The sequence below is a fragment of the Streptomyces sp. BK340 genome, from assembly GCF_007827595.1.
GTDB lineage: Bacteria > Actinomycetota > Actinomycetes > Streptomycetales > Streptomycetaceae > Streptomyces.
On the sequence record NZ_VISR01000005.1, the window covers coordinates 280,371 to 296,901 of the forward strand.

The 16,531-nt window shown below is 70.6% G+C and carries 14 protein-coding genes and 1 pseudogene; 8 read left to right on the forward strand and 7 right to left on the reverse strand.

Translation table 11 applies throughout. The features are described from left to right. Nucleotides 1-3 precede the first annotated feature (3 nt). Nucleotides 4-498, reverse strand: a complete 495-nt coding sequence (locus FB157_RS13150) for an LURP-one-related/scramblase family protein (protein ID WP_145879132.1) — start codon at nt 496-498, stop codon at nt 4-6. Continuing rightward, nucleotides 495-1,610: a helix-turn-helix domain-containing protein gene (locus tag FB157_RS13155; RefSeq protein WP_145879134.1), complete on the reverse strand. Its 1,116-nt coding sequence runs from the start codon at nt 1,608-1,610 to the stop codon at nt 495-497. Before FB157_RS13155 ends, FB157_RS13150 begins: the two co-directional genes overlap by 4 nt. A 51-nt stretch (nt 1,611-1,661) precedes the next feature. Between FB157_RS13155 and FB157_RS13160 the strand changes: the two genes are divergently transcribed. The 3 genes from FB157_RS13160 (at nt 1,662) to FB157_RS13170 (ending at nt 4,928) form a co-directional block, all read left to right on the forward strand. Further along, nucleotides 1,662-2,048 carry a cupin domain-containing protein gene (locus tag FB157_RS13160; RefSeq protein ID WP_145879136.1) on the forward strand — a complete coding sequence of 129 codons (387 nt, stop codon included), beginning with the start codon at nt 1,662-1,664 and terminating at the stop codon, nt 2,046-2,048. A 146-nt stretch (nt 2,049-2,194) separates the two neighbouring features. Beyond that, on the forward strand, nt 2,195-3,046 hold the full coding sequence (locus FB157_RS13165; protein WP_145879138.1) for a calcium-binding protein: 852 nt from the start codon (nt 2,195-2,197) through the stop codon (nt 3,044-3,046). A 55-nt stretch (nt 3,047-3,101) separates the two neighbouring features. Then, nucleotides 3,102-4,928: an NHL domain-containing thioredoxin family protein gene (locus FB157_RS13170; RefSeq protein WP_145879140.1), complete on the forward strand. Its 1,827-nt coding sequence runs from the start codon at nt 3,102-3,104 to the stop codon at nt 4,926-4,928. A gap of 21 nt (nt 4,929-4,949) precedes the next feature. On the opposite strand, the gene FB157_RS13175 is transcribed toward FB157_RS13170, so the two are convergent. The 3 genes from FB157_RS13175 to FB157_RS13185 form a co-directional block, all read right to left on the reverse strand. Beyond that, nucleotides 4,950-5,201, reverse strand: a complete 252-nt coding sequence (locus FB157_RS13175) for a DUF6458 family protein (RefSeq protein ID WP_145879142.1) — start codon at nt 5,199-5,201, stop codon at nt 4,950-4,952. Between the two features lie 106 nt (nt 5,202-5,307). Further along, a complete protein-coding gene (locus FB157_RS13180; protein ID WP_145879144.1) occupies nt 5,308-6,606 on the reverse strand; it encodes a M18 family aminopeptidase in 1,299 nt (432 codons plus the stop codon). Nucleotides 6,607-6,700: 94 nt separating this feature from the next. Further along, nucleotides 6,701-8,527: an acyl-CoA dehydrogenase gene (locus tag FB157_RS13185; protein ID WP_145879146.1), complete on the reverse strand. Its 1,827-nt coding sequence runs from the start codon at nt 8,525-8,527 to the stop codon at nt 6,701-6,703. Nucleotides 8,528-8,668: 141 nt separating this feature from the next. Between FB157_RS13185 and FB157_RS13190 the strand changes: the two genes are divergently transcribed. From FB157_RS13190 to FB157_RS13205, 4 genes are all read left to right on the forward strand, one after another. Next, nucleotides 8,669-9,151: an SseB family protein gene (locus tag FB157_RS13190; protein WP_145879148.1), complete on the forward strand. Its 483-nt coding sequence runs from the start codon at nt 8,669-8,671 to the stop codon at nt 9,149-9,151. Between the two features lie 175 nt (nt 9,152-9,326). Continuing rightward, nucleotides 9,327-11,270, forward strand: a complete 1,944-nt coding sequence (locus FB157_RS13195) for a YncE family protein (protein ID WP_186581481.1) — start codon at nt 9,327-9,329, stop codon at nt 11,268-11,270. Nucleotides 11,271-11,403: 133 nt separating this feature from the next. Continuing rightward, on the forward strand, nt 11,404-12,381 hold the full coding sequence (locus tag FB157_RS13200; protein WP_145879152.1) for a pirin family protein: 978 nt from the start codon (nt 11,404-11,406) through the stop codon (nt 12,379-12,381). A 139-nt stretch (nt 12,382-12,520) separates the two neighbouring features. Beyond that, complete coding sequence (locus FB157_RS13205) at nt 12,521-13,567, forward strand: AI-2E family transporter (RefSeq protein WP_145879154.1); 1,047 nt, start codon at nt 12,521-12,523, stop codon at nt 13,565-13,567. On the opposite strand, the pseudogene FB157_RS48355 reads toward FB157_RS13205, so the two are convergent. Beyond that, a pseudogene (locus FB157_RS48355) lies at nt 13,537-13,695 on the reverse strand (ATP-binding protein); the annotation flags it as partial. The gene FB157_RS13205 and the pseudogene FB157_RS48355 overlap by 31 nt on opposite strands. A gap of 174 nt (nt 13,696-13,869) precedes the next feature. Between FB157_RS48355 and aspS the strand changes: the two are divergent. Next, on the forward strand, nt 13,870-15,633 hold the full coding sequence (gene aspS / locus FB157_RS13215) for an aspartate--tRNA ligase (RefSeq protein WP_145879156.1): 1,764 nt from the start codon (nt 13,870-13,872) through the stop codon (nt 15,631-15,633). A 106-nt stretch (nt 15,634-15,739) separates the two neighbouring features. Here aspS and FB157_RS13220 read toward each other — a convergent pair whose 3' ends face one another. Beyond that, complete coding sequence (locus FB157_RS13220; RefSeq protein WP_145879158.1) at nt 15,740-16,459, reverse strand: nucleotidyl transferase AbiEii/AbiGii toxin family protein; 720 nt, start codon at nt 16,457-16,459, stop codon at nt 15,740-15,742. Nucleotides 16,460-16,531: the final 72 nt, after the last annotated feature.

Genomic DNA, 16,531 nt, shown 5'->3' on the forward strand with positions numbered 1-16,531 from the left:
CCCCTAGTCGTCCTCCCGCTCCCGCTGTGCCAGATGGATCACGCACACCGCCACCGCGATCAGCAGGGCCGGGTCGGCGTCGTCACGCACGATGTCGACGCCGTACGTGTCCCGGAGGTGCAGCCACCGGCGGGAGATCACCGCGAGGAGCTCGCCGTCGTACTCGATGGCGAACTCGTGGTCGAGGATCTTGCCGCTGACGTCCAGTTCGGTGCCGTCCACGAGCGCGACCCGGTAGTGGTTGCGCAGCAGAGAGAGCCGTTTGCGCTTGATCGTGGCCAGGCCTTCGCCGTCCCGTTCGATCACCATGGTGTCGCGCAGGGCGAGCATCTTCTGGTGGATGTCGATCAGGACGCGCCCCTGTGCGTCCTTCAGCTCGAAGGTGTCCCGCAGCCGCATGGCCTTGCCGTCGACGAGGAAGACCTTCCGGCCGTGCTCGTCCTCGATCCAGTAGTCGTCACCGATGCCGAGGAGCCGGTCGCGTACGAGGAGTCTCATGCGGGGACCGTTCCCCGGCCCGGCGGGATCATCACGGAACCCGGGGGAACGGACCCGGGGGCCACGGAGCCGGCGGTAGCGGAGCCGGTGGGAACGGAACCGGAGGGGGCGGAGCCGGACGTAGGGGCGGGCTCCGGTCCGAACCGCCTGCGGTAGTCCGACGGGCTCAGCCCCGTCTCGCGGCGCAGCCGCGCGCGCAGGTTGGCCGCCGTGCCGAGGCCGCTGCGGGCCGCCACGACGTCCAGGCGCTCCTCGCCCCGCTCGATCAGCCGGCAGGCGAGCGCGACCCGCTCCCCGGTGAGCCAGGCCAGCGGGGTCGTACCCAGCCGGGCGCGGAAGCGGCGGTGCAGGGTCGCGGGGGAGACGGCCGCGCGGGCGGCCAGGTCCGCCACCGTCAGCGGCTCGCCCAGCCGTTCCTGCGCCCAGGCCAGCAGCGGGCCGAGCGACTCGTCGGGGACCGGGGGCAGCGGGCGTTCCACGAACTGCCGCTGGCCGCCGTCCCGGTGGGCGGCGAAGACCAGGCGGCGGGAGACCGCGTTGGCGATCTCCGCGCCGTGGTCCCGGCGCCAGATGTGCAGCCCGAGGTCGAGTGCGGCCGCGCTGCCGGCGGAGGTCAGGACGTCGCCCTCGTCCACGAACAGCACGTCGGGCTCCAGCCGGACCTCCGGGTGCAGCTTCCGGAAGGTGTCGGCCCACAGCCAATGGGTGGTGGCCCGTCTTCCGTCGAGGAGCCCCGCCTCGGCGAGCGCGAAGCTGCCGGTGCAGAAGCTCACGACCCGGGCGCCACGCGCGTGCGTGCGCCGGATCGCGTCCAGGACCTCGGGCCCGCGGGGTACGACGTTGTCCGGGCGGCCGGGCACGACCAGGGTGTCCGCCTCGTCCACCGCCTCCAGGCCGGGCACCGCGGCCAGCGTGAAGAAGCCGTGGTTCATCCGCACCTCGGGCGTCGGCGCGCACAGCGTCACCGCGTACAGGGGCCGGGGCAGGCCCAGTTCGGGGCGCGGCAGCCCGAACAGTTCGGTCGCGACACCGACCTCGAACGGGTTCGTGCCCCCGTCGACGATCACGGCGACCCGGTGGGGCCGCACGGGCTGAGAGGAATCTTGCGGCATGTGCGATTTCTAGCACTCGTCGGCCGCCCCGGCGCCCCGGACGATGAACGCATGGAACCGATCTCCCTTCAGGCGGCCCTCGCCTCCTTCTCCGAGCAGTGGAGCCCGCGCATCGTCACCGCGGTCAACGACTACGACGTCCGCATCGCCAAGGTCGAGGGTGAGCACGTCTGGCACGTGCACGACGACACCGACGAGTTCTTCCTGGTCCTCGACGGCGAGTTGCACATCTCCCTCAGGGAGCCGGCCGGCGAACGCACGGTCGTCCTCCCCAGGGGCTCGGTGTTCACCGTCCCGCGCGGCACCTGGCACAAGCCGTACGCGCCCGTGCCCAGCGGGATCCTGGTCTTCGAGCCCACCGGCACCTTCTCGGTGGGCGACCGGCACGACGAGGTGCCGGAGCACGTGGACGCGACCACCGGCCACGCACTCACCTGACCCGGCACCGGAATCGAGCGGGAGGATAGGTGTCTCGCAGGTGAACTTCCAGTTCATGTAAGGAAGTTGCCCAACCAGGCGGGCGGGCGCCGAGTCGGACGTCGCGTAGGCCGCACAGGCTCCGCACGTTCCTTTCGGAGGTCCGCATGCCCTCTCGTCCCGCCCGGCACCGGGTCGTACGAGCCGTCACACTGGCCCTCGGCACGGCCCTGGCCGTGCCGCTCACCCTGTCCGGCAGCGCCGATGCCGCCCCGCAGCCGGCCACCGCTTCGGTCAACCAGTACGACTGGCAGCTCACCTACAAGGCCGCCCCCGGCCAGACCAACAAGGCCACCGTCACCGCGTCGCTCACCGCCGACCGCACGGGCATCACCTACGTGATCGACGACGTCGTCCCGATCAACGCGGGCCACGACTGCGCCCACCCCGACAGCGCGGACCGCACGAAGGTCTCCTGCACGGTCACCGACGTGGACAGCCAGGACCCGTACGCCGCCCTGATCATGAACCTCGGCGACGGCAACGACACGGTCGCCTACGACAACACCACCGACCAGGTCTACTACTACGCCGAGATATCCCTCGGCACCGGCAACGACAGGCTGACCGACAGCGGCCGCCTCGACGGCGCCTACGCCTCGGGCGACGCGGGCAACGACACCCTCACGGTGGGCGCGGAGGGCCTGGCCTGGGGCGGCGACGGCAACGACACGGTCTACGCGAGCGGCGGCGACAACATCGTGCAGGGCGGCAGGGGCGACGACGCGCTGCACGGCGGCGCCGGGAGCCAGTACCTCTCCGGCGACGACGGCAACGACAGGATCTCCGGCGGAACGGGCGCCGACACGCTGTACGGCGGCAAGGGCAACGACGTCCTGTACGGAAACAGCGGCAACGACAGGCTGTACGGAAACAGCGGGAACGACAGGCTGTACGGCGGCGCCGGCCGCGACACGCTCTCCGGCGGCCCCGGCACGGACGTGATCCGCCAGGACTGAGGGCCCGGGCGGGCGCGCCGGCCCGCTGTCGGTGCCGGGTGGCACCCTTGGGATCATGACCGACTCCGCACCCCGCCGCCGCGCCCGTGTTCGCGCCCCCCAGCTGGTCGGCAAGGGCGGCTGGCTGAACACGGGAGGCAAAGAGCTGACGCTCGCCGACCTGCGAGGTAAGTGCGTTGTTGTGGATTTCTGGACCTTCTGCTGCATCAACTGCCTGCACGTCCTGGACGAGCTGCGCGCACTGGAGGACAAGCACCGGGACACGGTGGTGGTCATCGGCGTGCACTCGCCGAAGTTCGTGCACGAGGCCGAGCACGGCGCGGTCGTGGACGCGGTGGAGCGGTACGGCGTCGAGCACCCGGTGCTGGACGACCCCGAGCTGGCCACCTGGAAGCAGTACGCGGTCCGGGCCTGGCCGACCCTCGTCGTCATCGACCCCGAGGGCTACGTGGTGGCCCAGCACGCCGGTGAGGGCCATGTGCACGCCATCGAGCGGCTGGTCGGGGAGCTGGCGGCCGAGCACGAGGCGAAGGGCACCCTGCGCCGCGGCGACGGGCCGTACGTGCCGCCGGAGCCCGAGCCGACGGTGCTGCGCTTCCCCGGCAAGGCGCTGCTGCTGCCGGGCGGGACGTTCCTGGTCAGCGACACCACCCGGCACCAGCTGGTGGAGCTGGCCGAGGACGCCGAGACCGTCGTACGGCGGATCGGCAGCGGCACGCGCGGGTTCGCCGACGGCGGGCCCCAGGAGGCCTCCTTCAACGAGCCGCAGGGCCTCGCGCTGCTCGACGACGGCACGTCCGTGATCGTCGCGGACACCGTCAACCACGCCCTGCGCCGCCTGGATCTCGCCACCGGCGAGGTGACCACCCTGGCTGGCACCGGCCGCCAGTGGCGGCAGGGGTCCCCGGCCTCCGGCCCGGCCCGCGAGACCGACCTCTCCTCCCCCTGGGACGTGGCGGTCTTCGGCGGCAGGGTGTGGATCGCCATGGCCGGCGTCCACCAGCTGTGGACGTACGACCCGGCCACGCGGACCGTCGCCGTGGGAGCAGGCACCACCAACGAGGGCCTGGTCGACGGCCCCGGCGCCGAGGCCTGGTTCGCGCAGCCCTCCGGCCTCGCGGCCACCGCCGACCGGCTCTGGCTCGCCGACTCCGAGACCTCCGCACTGCGCTGGGTGGACCCGGACGGACATGTCCACACCGCCGTCGGCGAGGGCCTGTTCGACTTCGGCCACCGGGACGGCGCCGCCGGCCAGGCCCTGTTCCAGCACCCGTTGGGCGTCACCGTCCTCCCGGACGGATCGGTCGCGGTCGCCGACACCTACAACCACGCTCTGCGCCGCTACGACCCCGCGACCGGCGAGGTCAGCACCCTCGCCACCGATCTGCGCGAGCCCAGCGATGTCCTCGTCGTCGGCGAGGACATCGTGGTCGTGGAGTCGGCCCGGCACCGTCTGACCCGGCTGCGGCTGCCGGAGGAGGCGGTACGGGTGGCGGCGGTCGCCCCTCGCAGCCGGCGCGCGGCCACCGAAGTCGCCCCCGGTGAACTCCGGCTGGACGTCGTCTTCCAGGCCCCGTCGGGCCAGAAGCCCGACACCAGACATGGCCCCGCCACCCGTCTCCTCGTCTCCTCCACCCCGCCCGAACTGCTCCTGAAGGGCGAGGGCGCCGGCACGGATCTGTCCCGCACCCTGGAGTTCGACCCGGCCGTCACGGAGGGTGTCCTGCACGTCTCCGCCATGGCGGCGTCCTGCGACGACGATCCGTCCGTCGAGTACCCGGCCTGCCACGTCCACCAGCAGGACTGGGGCGTCCCGGTCCGCCTCACCGAGGGCGGCGCGGACCGGCTGCCGCTCGTCCTGGCCGGGATGGCCGAGCAGTAGCCGAGCGGTGGCCGGGGAACCTCACACGCCGTACCCGTCGCTGTAGCCGCCGCCGTGGTGATGGTGGTGGGGTTCCTCCTCGACCACCGGCGTCGGCGGCACCACGATCCGTCGGCGCCGTGCGATGCCGCTGAACGTGGCGGTGCCGATGAGCCCGACGGCCATCAGGATGACGCCGACGATGTGGAGGTCGACTCCCTGCATGTGCCAGTCGGTCGCGAACGTGAGGATGGCTCCCACGGCGATGAGGATGATGCAGCCACCGAGGCCCATGAGTCGTCGCCTCCCCTTCCGGTCCGGAATCTGCGGACCTTCCGGGTACCCGGCGTCGCCCGGGGCATGCCCCGGGCGGCTGGGTCGGGGAGACGGGCGGTGGGGCTCAGTCCGCCAGGAACGCCGTCAGTGCGTTCGCGAGCAGGAACGGGTCGTCGGCGCCGCACAGTTCGCGCACGCTGTGCATCGACAGGATCGCCACGCCGATGTCGACGGTCCGGATGCCGTGCCGGGCCGCGGTGATCGGGCCGATCGTGGTGCCGCAGGGCATCGAGTTGTTGGAGACGAAGGTCTGCAGCGGCACGCCCGCCTTCTCGCAGGCCGCGGCGAACACCGCCCGGCCCGAACCGTCCGTGGCGTAGCGGTTGTTGACGTTGACCTTGAGGATCGGGCCGCCGTTGACCCGGGGGTGGTGCGTCGGGTCGTGCCGCTCCGCGTAGTTGGGGTGGACGGCGTGGCCCGTGTCGGAGGACAGGCAGACCGTGCCGGCGAAGGAGCGGGCCCGGTCCTCGTACGAACCGCCGCGCGCGAACACCGAGCGCTCCAGCACGGTGCCGAGCAGCGGGCCGTCCGCGCCGGTGTCCGACTGCGAGCCGTTCTCCTCGTGGTCGAAGGCGGCCAGCACCGGGATGTGGGTGAGCGGGGCGCCGGAGGTCGCGGCGGAGGCCAGGGCGGCCGCGCCCGCGTGCACGGACAGCAGGTTGTCCATCCGGGGACCGGCGACCAGCTCGCGGTCCCGGCCGAGATACGCGGGCGGCTCCACCGAGTGCGTCATCAGGTCCCAGCCGGCCACCGAGCCCGCCGGGAGTCCCGCCTCCGCCTCCAGGAACGCGATCAGCTCGCCGTCGCGCAGGTCGTTGCCGAGCCCCCACACCGGCTGCAGATGGCGCTGCTTGTCGAGCTTGAGGCCCTCCGAGGACACCGAACGGTCCAGGTGGATGGCGAGTTGGGGCACCCGCAGCAGCGGCCGGTCCACGTTGACCAGGACCGTGCTGCCGTCGCGCAGGGTCAGCCGCCCGGCCAGGCCCAGGTCCCGGTCGAGCCAGGAGTTCAGCAGCGGGCCGCCGTAGATCTCCACCGCGACCTGCCGCCAGCCGTGCGCCCCGGCGTCGGGCTGCGGCTTGACCCTGAGGTTGGGCGAGTCGGTGTGCGCGCCGATGATCCGGAACGGCGTGTGCGGCTGGGCGCCCTCGGGGACGTACCAGGCGACGATCGCCCCGCCGCGCAGCACGTACCTGCCACCGCTCGCCCCGTCCCAGGCGTCCGTCTCGGCGACCTGCCTGAAGCCCGCCTTCTCCAGCCGCTCGGCGGTGTTCGCCACGGCGTGGTACGGCGACGGGCTCGCCGCCAGGAAGGACATCAGGTCGTCGGTGTGGCCGCGGTCGAAGCGGGCTGGTGCGCTCATGGGCTTACCTTAACGACGTGCGTGGGCCCGCCCCCGGTACGGGAGCGGGCCCACGCAGGCGATCAGTGGGGTGCGGAGCGGGTCGTTCGGAAGGTCAGAACGCGGCCTCGTCCAGCTCCATCAGGTCCAGGTCGACCTTCTCCGAGATCTTGCGGGCCAGGGTGACGCCCGGCAGGACGTTGGCCGCGAAGAACTTCGCCGCCGCGATCTTGCCCGTGTAGAACGCCTTGTCCTTGGCGGAGGCCGTCTGCAGCTTCTCGGCGGCGATCGCGGCACCCTTGAGCAGCAGGTAGCCGACGATCACGTCACCGGAGGCCAGCAGCAGGCGGGTGGTGTTCAGACCCACCTTGTAGATGTTCTTGACGTCCTGCTCGGTGGCCGCGAGGTCGGTCAGCATCAGGCCGACGATCGCCTCCAGCTCCACGGCCGCCTTCGCGAGGTGCTCGCGGGCGCCCGCCAGCTCCTCGCCGCCGGTGCCGAGCGCCAGGAACTTCTTGATGTCCTCGGCGAGGGAGTTCAGGGCCGCGCCCTGGTTGCGGACGATCTTCCGGAAGAAGTAGTCCTGGCCCTGGATCGCGGTCGTGCCCTCGTACAGGGTGTCGATCTTGGCGTCGCGGATGTACTGCTCGATCGGGTACTCCTGCAGGAAGCCGGAGCCGCCGAAGGTCTGCAGCGACTGGGCGAGCTGCTCGTAGCCCTTCTCGGAGCCGTAGCCCTTCACGATCGGCAGGAGCAGGTCGTTGAGCGCGTGCTCGGCCTTCGCGTCCTCGCCGCTCGCCTCCTTGAGCGCGATCGTGTCCTGGACCGAGGCGGTGTAGAGGACGAGGGCGCGCATGCCCTCCGCGTACGCCTTCTGCGTCATCAGCGAGCGGCGCACGTCCGGGTGGTGCGTGATGGTGACCTTGGGCGCGGCCTTGTCCATGAACTGCGCGAGGTCGGGACCCTGGACGCGCTCCTTGGCGTACTCCAGCGCGTTCAGGTAGCCCGTCGACAGCGTGGAGATCGCCTTCGTGCCGACCATCATGCGGGCGAACTCGATGATGCGGAACATCTGGCGGATGCCGTCGTGCTTGTCGCCGATCAGCCAGCCCTTGGCGGGGTGGCGGTCGCCGAACGTCATCTCGCAGGTGTTGGAGGCCTTCAGGCCCATCTTGTGCTCGACGTTGGTGGCGTAGACGCCGTTGCGCTCGCCCAGCTCGCCGGTCTCGAAGTCGAAGTGGTACTTCGGGACGAGGAAGAGGGACAGGCCCTTGGTACCCGGGCCGGCGCCCTCGGGACGCGCCAGCACGTAGTGGAGGATGTTCTCCTCCATGTCGTGCTCACCGGAGGTGATGAAGCGCTTCACGCCCTCGATGTGCCAGGAGCCGTCCTCCTGCTCGACCGCCTTGGTACGGCCGGCGCCGACGTCCGAGCCCGCGTCGGGCTCGGTGAGCACCATGGTGGAGCCCCAGGTCCGCTCCACGGCGATCTGCGCGATCTTCTTCTGTACGTCGTTGCCCTCGTCGTAGAGGATGCCGGCGAACGCCGGGCCGGAGGAGTACATCCACACGGCCGGGTTCGAGCCGAGGATCAGCTCCGCGTACGCCCAGATCAGGGACGGGGGAGCCGTGGTGCCGCCGATGCCCTCGGGCAGGCCGAGCCGCCAGTACTCGGAGTCCATGAAGGCCTTGTAGCTCTTCTTGAAGGACGCCGGGACCGGGGCGGTGTTCGTCTCGGGGTCGAAGACCGGCGGGTTGCGGTCCGCGTCCGCGAAGGACTCTGCCAGCTCGTTCTCGGCGAGGCGCGTCAGCTCCTCGAGCACGCTCTTGGCGGTCTCCGTGTCCATCTCCTCGAAGGGACCGGTGCCGTACAGCTTGTCGCGGCCGAGTACTTCGAAGAGGTTGAACTCGATGTCGCGGAGATTGGACTTGTAGTGCCCCATGGTGACGGCTCCGTATAGGACTCGGCGAGGCACTGACTCCTCGCATCGTTCACGTACCAACAAGTAGCTACGATGATGCTACCCGTCGGTAATAAGAAGCAACCCCGAACCGGTCATCTGTGACTCAGTACGCTTTGCCTCATGTACGGATACGGCCAGCCCATGGACGGGGGCGCTGCCCAGCAGGGGTACGCCCAGCCGCAGCAGCAGATGCCGGGCGGTGTCGGCGGCTACGGGCAGCAGCCGCCGCTGTACCCCGAGCCGTCCCCGCCCTCGCTCGCGGACGCGGTGCGCGCGTTCACCACCGGGCAGGTGACCGCGGAGGACTTCCAGCAGGTCTTCGCCACGTCGAAGGTGTACTGCCCGCGCGGTGACACCCCCGGCTTCCTGGCCCTGCACAACACTCAGCAGCCGGTGATCCCGATGTTCACCTCGCTCAAGGAGCTGCGCCGGTACGCGGGCAAGGAGTCCAAGTACTTCGTCATCACCGGCGCCGAGGTGATCGACCTGCTGCCGACCGGGTACGGCTTCGTCCTGGACATGGAGGGCGAGCACCGGATGGTGTTCGACGCCAAGGCGGTGGAGCAGATGGTGGAGTTCGCGATGCGGCGCATGTACGGCTAGACGCCGTTACGCCCTCATTACTCCCTCTTTACTTGTCGCACGCATGCCATAGAGTTGGCCCCCTGCAGCCGCGCCCTGCACGCCACCGCCCTCCGGCCGTCGCGTCCGGGTGCCGCGCGGCGCTCTCATCTCCCGGCGAACCCGGGATCTCCTGTGGGGGTTCATCACTGTGCCCATGCGCAGCACCTCGGCCGCGACGGCGCTCGCGGTCCTCTTCGGCTCGGTCGCGCTGAGCGTTGCCGCGGCGGGCTCCGCCTCGGCCGAGTCCGCCGTGCTCACCCAGCCCGTCGGCCTCGTCGCGGACGGCGCCCTCCAGCGTGTCTTCGTCGCCGACCAGGACAACGGACGGATCCTGGCCACCGACTACAAGGGCACCCTGGTCGGCGTGAACGTCGGCTTCGGCCGCCCCAGCGATCTCGCGCTCTCCGACGACGGCCTCACCCTGTACGCGGCTCTGCCCACCAGTCACGAGATCGTCGCCCTCGACGCCGCCACCCTGCAGGTCAAGACCCACTACGCCCTCGGCGACGGCGTCGACCCGCGCGAGGTCGCCTTCGCGGGCGGACGGCTCTGGTTCTCGTACCGGACCACGGGCGAGGACAGTGCCTTCCACGGCAACCTCGGTGCCATCGACCCCGCTGCCGCCGACGCGGCCGCCGCGGTGGCCCTCGGACAGCTCCCGGACACGGTCGCCCCGTACTACAACGCGGCGGTCCTCGACGCCGACCCGTCCGCACCCGGTCGGCTGGCCTTCCTCGACAGCGGCGACAGCCCGGGCGCGGTGAACGTGCTCGACGTCTCCGGAGCCACCCCGCAGGTGGTCGCCAAGAGCGACGGCGGGTACAACTTCGCCGACGTCGACCTCGTGGCCGGCGGCTCCCAGGTGCTGTTGAACGGCTCCCGGAAGCTCTCGTACGCCGACGGGACCTTCACGGAGGGCGGGAGCCTGACGGAGACGGGCTGGTCCGGTGACGTCTCGCCGAGCGGTCTGGTCGCCCAGGCCTACGACCGTCATGTGAACGTCTACAAGCAGGGCGCCGACGTACCGGTGCGCCGCTTCGAGACGGGCACGTCGTCCAGCATCGGCGATGTGGCGTGGGCCCCCGACTCCTCGCGGCTGTTCGCCCTCGCCGGCACGGGCAACACCTTCACCCTGAAGGCGTACACCGGCCCGACGCTCAGCGTGCCGACCCTCACCGCCGACGCGCCCGCCTCCGCGACCCGTGCCAAGCAGCTCACGGTCAAGGGCAGGATCACGGCGAACGTGCCGCTCCCCACGGGCGCGAAGCTCGCGGTCACCCGGACCGACCTGGACAGTCCCGGCGGCAAGGCCCTGCCCGCCGTCACGGTGAAGGCGGACGGCACCTACTCCTTCACGGACACCCCGCCGGCCGGCGGCACGGTCACGTACAAGGTCACTTACGCGGGCGACGCCGAGCACACGTCGGCCACCGCCTCCGACAAGGTCGCGGTCTCCCGCGCCGCGACGACGCTGACCTTGAACAACAACGGCAAGCTGTACAACCACGGCGCCGATGTGACGTTCACCGCACACCTCGGCACGACGTACAAGAACCGCAAGGTCGAGATCTACGCGGACCCCTTCGGCTCGGACAAGCCGAAGAAGCTGGTGAAGTCCGGCACCGTCAACACCAGCGGCAACCTGTCCGTGACCCTGGACATGTCCCGCGACACCGCCGTCACCGCGGTCTTCGCGGGCGACTCCCGCTACCGGCCGAAGACCACGAAGGTCACGGCGTACGCCCGGGTCAGCGTCTCCACCGCCGTCTCCCGGCACTACAAGACGGCCAAGATCGGCTCGACGTCGTACTACTGGTTCCACAAGAGCACCGATCCCCTGCTCACCACGACGATGAGCTACTACCCGGGCCGCAAGCAGCGCTTCGATCTCCAGGTCTACTACCAGGGCTCGTGGCACCCGGGGGACTCGCAGTACTTCCCGCTCGGTACGAACGGGAAGTCGGCCGTCCAGCTCGGGGCGCCCGGTGAGTCGGGCATCCGGGCCCGGATGCGCTCCGTGTACGTCAACGGCTCGTCCGGTGACTCCGTGAACTCCACGACGTACGGCTCCTGGAAGTACCTGTACTTCAGCAACTGACCCAGCCGACCCGAGCGCCCGGCTGCCCGTGCGACATCGACGGCCCGGAGGGAATGCCCTCCGGGCCGTCGGTGTTGTGGGTGGCAGAAAGTTCAACGCTCAACTAAAGTGGGCGCACAAGGAGGTACCGACCATGCCTGCAGTGACCGTCGAGAACCCGCTGACGCTGCCCCGTGTGACCGCGCCGGCCGACGCCGTGGCACGCCCCGTGCTGGCCGTCACGACCGCTCCGAGCGGTTTCGAAGGTGAGGGTTTCCCGGTGCGCCGGGCGTTCGCCGGAATCAACTACCGCCACCTCGACCCGTTCATCATGATGGACCAGATGGGCGAGGTGGAGTACGCGCCGGGCGAGCCCAAGGGGACCCCGTGGCACCCCCACCGCGGCTTCGAAACCGTCACCTACATCATCGACGGGATCTTCGACCACCAGGACTCCAACGGCGGTGGCGGCACGATCACCAACGGCGACACGCAGTGGATGACCGCGGGCTCGGGCCTCCTGCACATCGAGGCCCCGCCGGAGTCGCTGGTCATGTCCGGCGGTCTGTTCCACGGTCTGCAGCTGTGGGTGAACCTCCCGGCCGCGGACAAGATGATGGCCCCGCGCTACCAGGACATCCGCGGCGGCAACGTCCAGCTGCTGACCTCCCCCGACGGCGGCGCGCTGCTGCGCGTCATCGCGGGTGAGCTGGACGGCCACCAGGGCCCCGGCATCACCCACACCCCGATCACGATGATCCACGCGACCCTCGCCCCGGGCGCCGAGATCACCCTGCCCTGGCGCGAGGACTTCAACGGCCTCGCGTACGTCCTGGCGGGCCGTGGCTCGGTCGGCACCGAGCGCCGCCCGATCCAGCTGGGCCAGACCGCGGTGTTCGGCACTGGCTCCTCGCTGACCGTGCGCGCGGACGAGAAGCAGGACTCGCACACCCCGGACCTCGAGGTCGTCCTCCTCGGCGGCCGGCCGATCCGTGAGCCCATGGCCCACTACGGCCCGTTCGTCATGAACACCAAGGACGAGCTGATGCAGGCCTTCGAGGACTTCCAGAAGGGCCGCCTGGGCACGATCCCCGCCGTCCACGGCATGTCGGAGACCGGCCCGCAGGACTGACGTACCAGGACCAGGGACCGCACCCCGGGGGTCCAGGAGGCTCGGCCTCCTGGACCCCCGGAGCCTGTCTCCCGGCCCGCCTCACCCGCCCGGAGTCCCGTGGCAGGACAGCCGGGACCGCCCGTGATCCGCTGGAAGCGTGTCGTTGCTGCCCGAGCCTGTTCGCCGGCTCGCCGCCTGGTGTGCCGTGCTGCTGCTCGTCGCCGGCGTCGGGTGGGTCGGGGTGCTGCTGTGCGGGGAGTTCAGGACCGCGGTCATCCCGGTGCTGCTCGCCCTGCTCGGGAGTGCCCTGCTCGGGCCCCTGCACCGCAGACTCGTGGCCGCGGGGGTGCAGCGGTCGCTCGCGGCCGGGGTGACCTGTGTGGCCGTCGTGGCCGTCGTCGGTGGCGCCGTCTACATCGTCGTCGCCGCGCTCATCGACACCGGCGACCAGATCATCGCCTCCCTCCGGGAGGCCGCCAGGTCGGTGGCGCAGCACTTCGGAGCCGCAGGGACCGGGCTGGACGACCTCGCGGCCAACTCGCGCAAGCTGCTCAGCAAGTTCGGCGGGACGGCGGCCTCCAACGTCATCAGCGGGGTCAGCGTCGTCGGCGAGAGCATCGCCATCGCCGTTCTCGCGCTGCTGCTCGTCTTCTTCTTCCTGCGCGACTCCCACCGCGTCGTCGACAACCTGCGGGCCGTCGCGCCCGGGGGCACCGCCGACACCCTGGAGGCCATGGCGCGGCGCTCCTACGAGGCCGTCGAGGGGTTCATGCGCGGCACCACCGTCATCGCCCTCATCGACGCGACCCTCATCGGCATCGGCCTGCTGATCCTGCGCGTGCCCGGCGCCGTCGGCCTCGCCGCGCTCGTCTTCGTCACCGCCTACATCCCCTACCTCGGAGCCTTCCTCTCCGGCGCGATCTCCGTGCTGGTCGCCCTCGCCGACCGCGGCTTCGTCATCGCGCTGTGGGCGCTCGGGGTCGTGGTCGCGGTGCAGGTGCTGGAGGGGCATGTGCTCCAGCCGGTGATCCAGAGCCGGACCGTGCAGATGCACCCCGCGGTGGTGATGCTGGCGATCACCGCCGGCGCGTCCGTCGCGGGCATCCTCGGCATGCTCCTCGCGGTGCCCCTGACCGCCGCCGCCTTCGCCGTCGTCCACGAACTGCACGCGCGTTACGGCGCGCCCGCGCCGTCGGACTCGTAGAGCTCGAACCAGATGCTCTTGCCCGCCCCCCGGGGGTCCACCCCCCATGCATGGGCGAACAGTTCGATCAGGAGCAGGCCGCGGCCGGAGGAGGCCAGCCCGCCCGGGTCGCGCAGGCGCGGGAGGTCGCTGGTGGACGTGTCGCCGAAGGGTCCGGGCCGTGCAGGGCAGGTGGGAGGAAAACGTGGGGAGCCGATCTTGGCCTGGCCGGTACCCTTGATGGGTCCGGGCCCCGTGTCCGGCTACCGCCGGAGCGGCAGCCCCGGCACTCATCACCCCACCACGAAGGACGATGAACGACGATGCATCGGTACAGGTCCCACACCTGCGGCCAGCTCCGCGCCTCTGACGTCGGCACCGACGTCCGGCTGAGTGGCTGGCTGCACAATCGGCGCGACCTGGGCGGCATCCTCTTCATCGATCTGCGCGACCACTACGGCATCACGCAGCTGGTGGCCCGTCCCGGCACGCCCGCCTACGAGGCCCTGGACAAGATCTCCAAGGAGTCCTCGGTCCGCGTCGACGGCCGGGTTGTTTCACGTGGAACCGAGAACGTGAACCCCGACCTGCCCACCGGTGAGATCGAGGTCGAGGTCGGCGAGGTCGAGCTGCTCGGCGCGGCCGCCCCGCTGCCCTTCACGATCAACGCCGAGGACGGGGTCAACGAGGAGCGGCGCCTGGAGTACCGCTTCCTGGACCTGCGCCGCGAGCGCATGCACCGCAACATCATGCTGCGCACGGCCGTGATCTCCGCGATGCGGCACAAGATGGCGGCGATGGGCTTCAACGAGATGGCGACGCCGATCCTGTCCGCCACCTCCCCCGAGGGCGCCCGCGACTACGTGGTCCCCTCCCGTGTGCACCCGGGCAAGTTCTACGCGCTGCCGCAGGCCCCGCAGCAGTTCAAGCAGCTGCTGATGATCTCCGGCTTCGACCGCTACTTCCAGATCGCGCCCTGCTTCCGCGACGAGGACGCCCGTGCCGACCGCTCGCCGGGCGAGTTCTACCAGCTCGACATCGAGATGTCCTTCGTCGAGCAGGAGGACATCTTCCAGCCGGTCGAGAAGCTGATGACGGAGCTCTTCGAGGAGTTCGGAGGCGGCCGTCACGTCACCTCTCCCTTCCCGCGGATCCCGTTCCGCGAGGCGATGCTGAAGTACGGCTCCGACAAGCCGGACCTGCGCGCCAAGCTGGAACTGGTGGACATCACCGATGTCTTCGAGGGCTCGGAGTTCAAGGCGTTCGCGGGCAAGCACGTGCGTGCGCTGCCGGTGCCGGACGTCTCCGCGCAGCCCCGCAAGTTCTTCGACCAGCTCGGTGAGTACGCGGTCGAGCAGGGCGCCAAGGGTCTGGCCTGGGTGCGCGTGGCCGAGGACGGCTCGCTGTCCGGCCCGATCGCGAAGTTCCTGACCGAGGACAACGTCGCGGAGCTGACCAAGCGTCTGTCGCTGGCCGCCGGCCACGCGGTCTTCTTCGGCGCGGGCGAGTTCGACGAGGTCTCCAAGATCATGGGCGCGGTCCGCGTCGAGGCGGCCCGTCGCGCCGGCCACTTCGAGGAGGGCGTCTTCCGCTTCTGCTGGATCGTCGACTTCCCGATGTACGAGAAGGACGAGGAGACCGGCGGGATCGACTTCTCCCACAACCCCTTCTCGATGCCGCAGGGCGGCCTGGAGGCCCTGGAGACCCAGGACCCGCTGGACATCCTCGGCTGGCAGTACGACATCGTCTGCAACGGCGTCGAGCTGTCCTCCGGCGCGATCCGGAACCACGAGCCCGAGATCATGCTCAAGGCCTTCGAGATCGCGGGCTACGACCGGGACACCGTCGAGGAGAAGTTCGCGGGCATGCTGCGCGCCTTCCGCTTCGGCGCCCCGCCGCACGGTGGCATCGCCCCGGGCGTGGACCGCATCGTCATGCTTCTCGCCGACGAGCCCAACATCCGCGAGACGATCGCCTTCCCGCTCAACGGCAACGCCCAGGACCTGATGATGGGCGCCCCGACCGAGCTGGACGAGACCCGCCTGCGGGAGCTGCACCTGAACATCCGGAAGCCGCAGCCGAAGTAAGGCACAAGCAGGACGGAAAGGGCTCGGGACCGGCATCGGTTTCGAGCCCTTTCCCATGCGCATCTCGATTCACAGCTCTCTCCGACAGCGGCAGCTGACACCCACGTCAGCCGTCACCGCCCTGCTCGCCCTCCGGGTCGTTCTCCGTGCCGTTCTCCGCGTCGGGTGAGGCACCGTCCTCCAGCAGCCGCTCGGCGATGTCGTCGGACCAGCGCTGTGCCCAGGCGCGCAGGGCGGTGACCTGCGGTTCGGTCAGCCCGTGCCGGACGAAGTCCGCATCCGCGTACCAGTCCGTGCCGGTGAGGCGGGACTGGAGGGTGGGCAGGTCGAAGGGGTCGTGGGCGTGCCGGCGGCCCAGTGCCTCCAGATCGGGGAGGGAGAAGCGGGTCGCCGCCGCCTGCGCGTCGATCAGGTCGACGGCCGAGCCCCGGTCGTACAGGGCACGGATCTTCGTGCCGACGGCGTCCTCCAGGGAGAGGGCCGGGCCGTACTCGGTCAGTTCCGGAGGCTGCCAGAAGACCTCCTTGTGCAGCGCGAGCACGCACGGCTCACCGGTCGGCGGGTCCGTGACGGTCAGCTGCGCGGTGAGCGCGGTGACGGCCCCCGGCCGCACCTGCCGCCCCCGCACCTCCAGTGCCGCGCCGACGGCACCGGCGATCCGGTCCATGGCCTCGGCACTCTCGGTCGCGAAGTCGAGGTTGGCGTGCGGCCGCTCCAGCAGCCCGTGCGCCTGCAGGGCGTAACCGCCGGCGAGCACGAGAACGTGGGGGCTGCCGACGGAGACGACGTCCGCGAGGAGCCGGCGGTGGGGTTCGGGAATGTTCACGGGAAGATTTTTCTGGCTTCCTGTCACACAGGGGCGACGACGCGGGTCAGAGGGGTGTCCGTCACTCAGTGA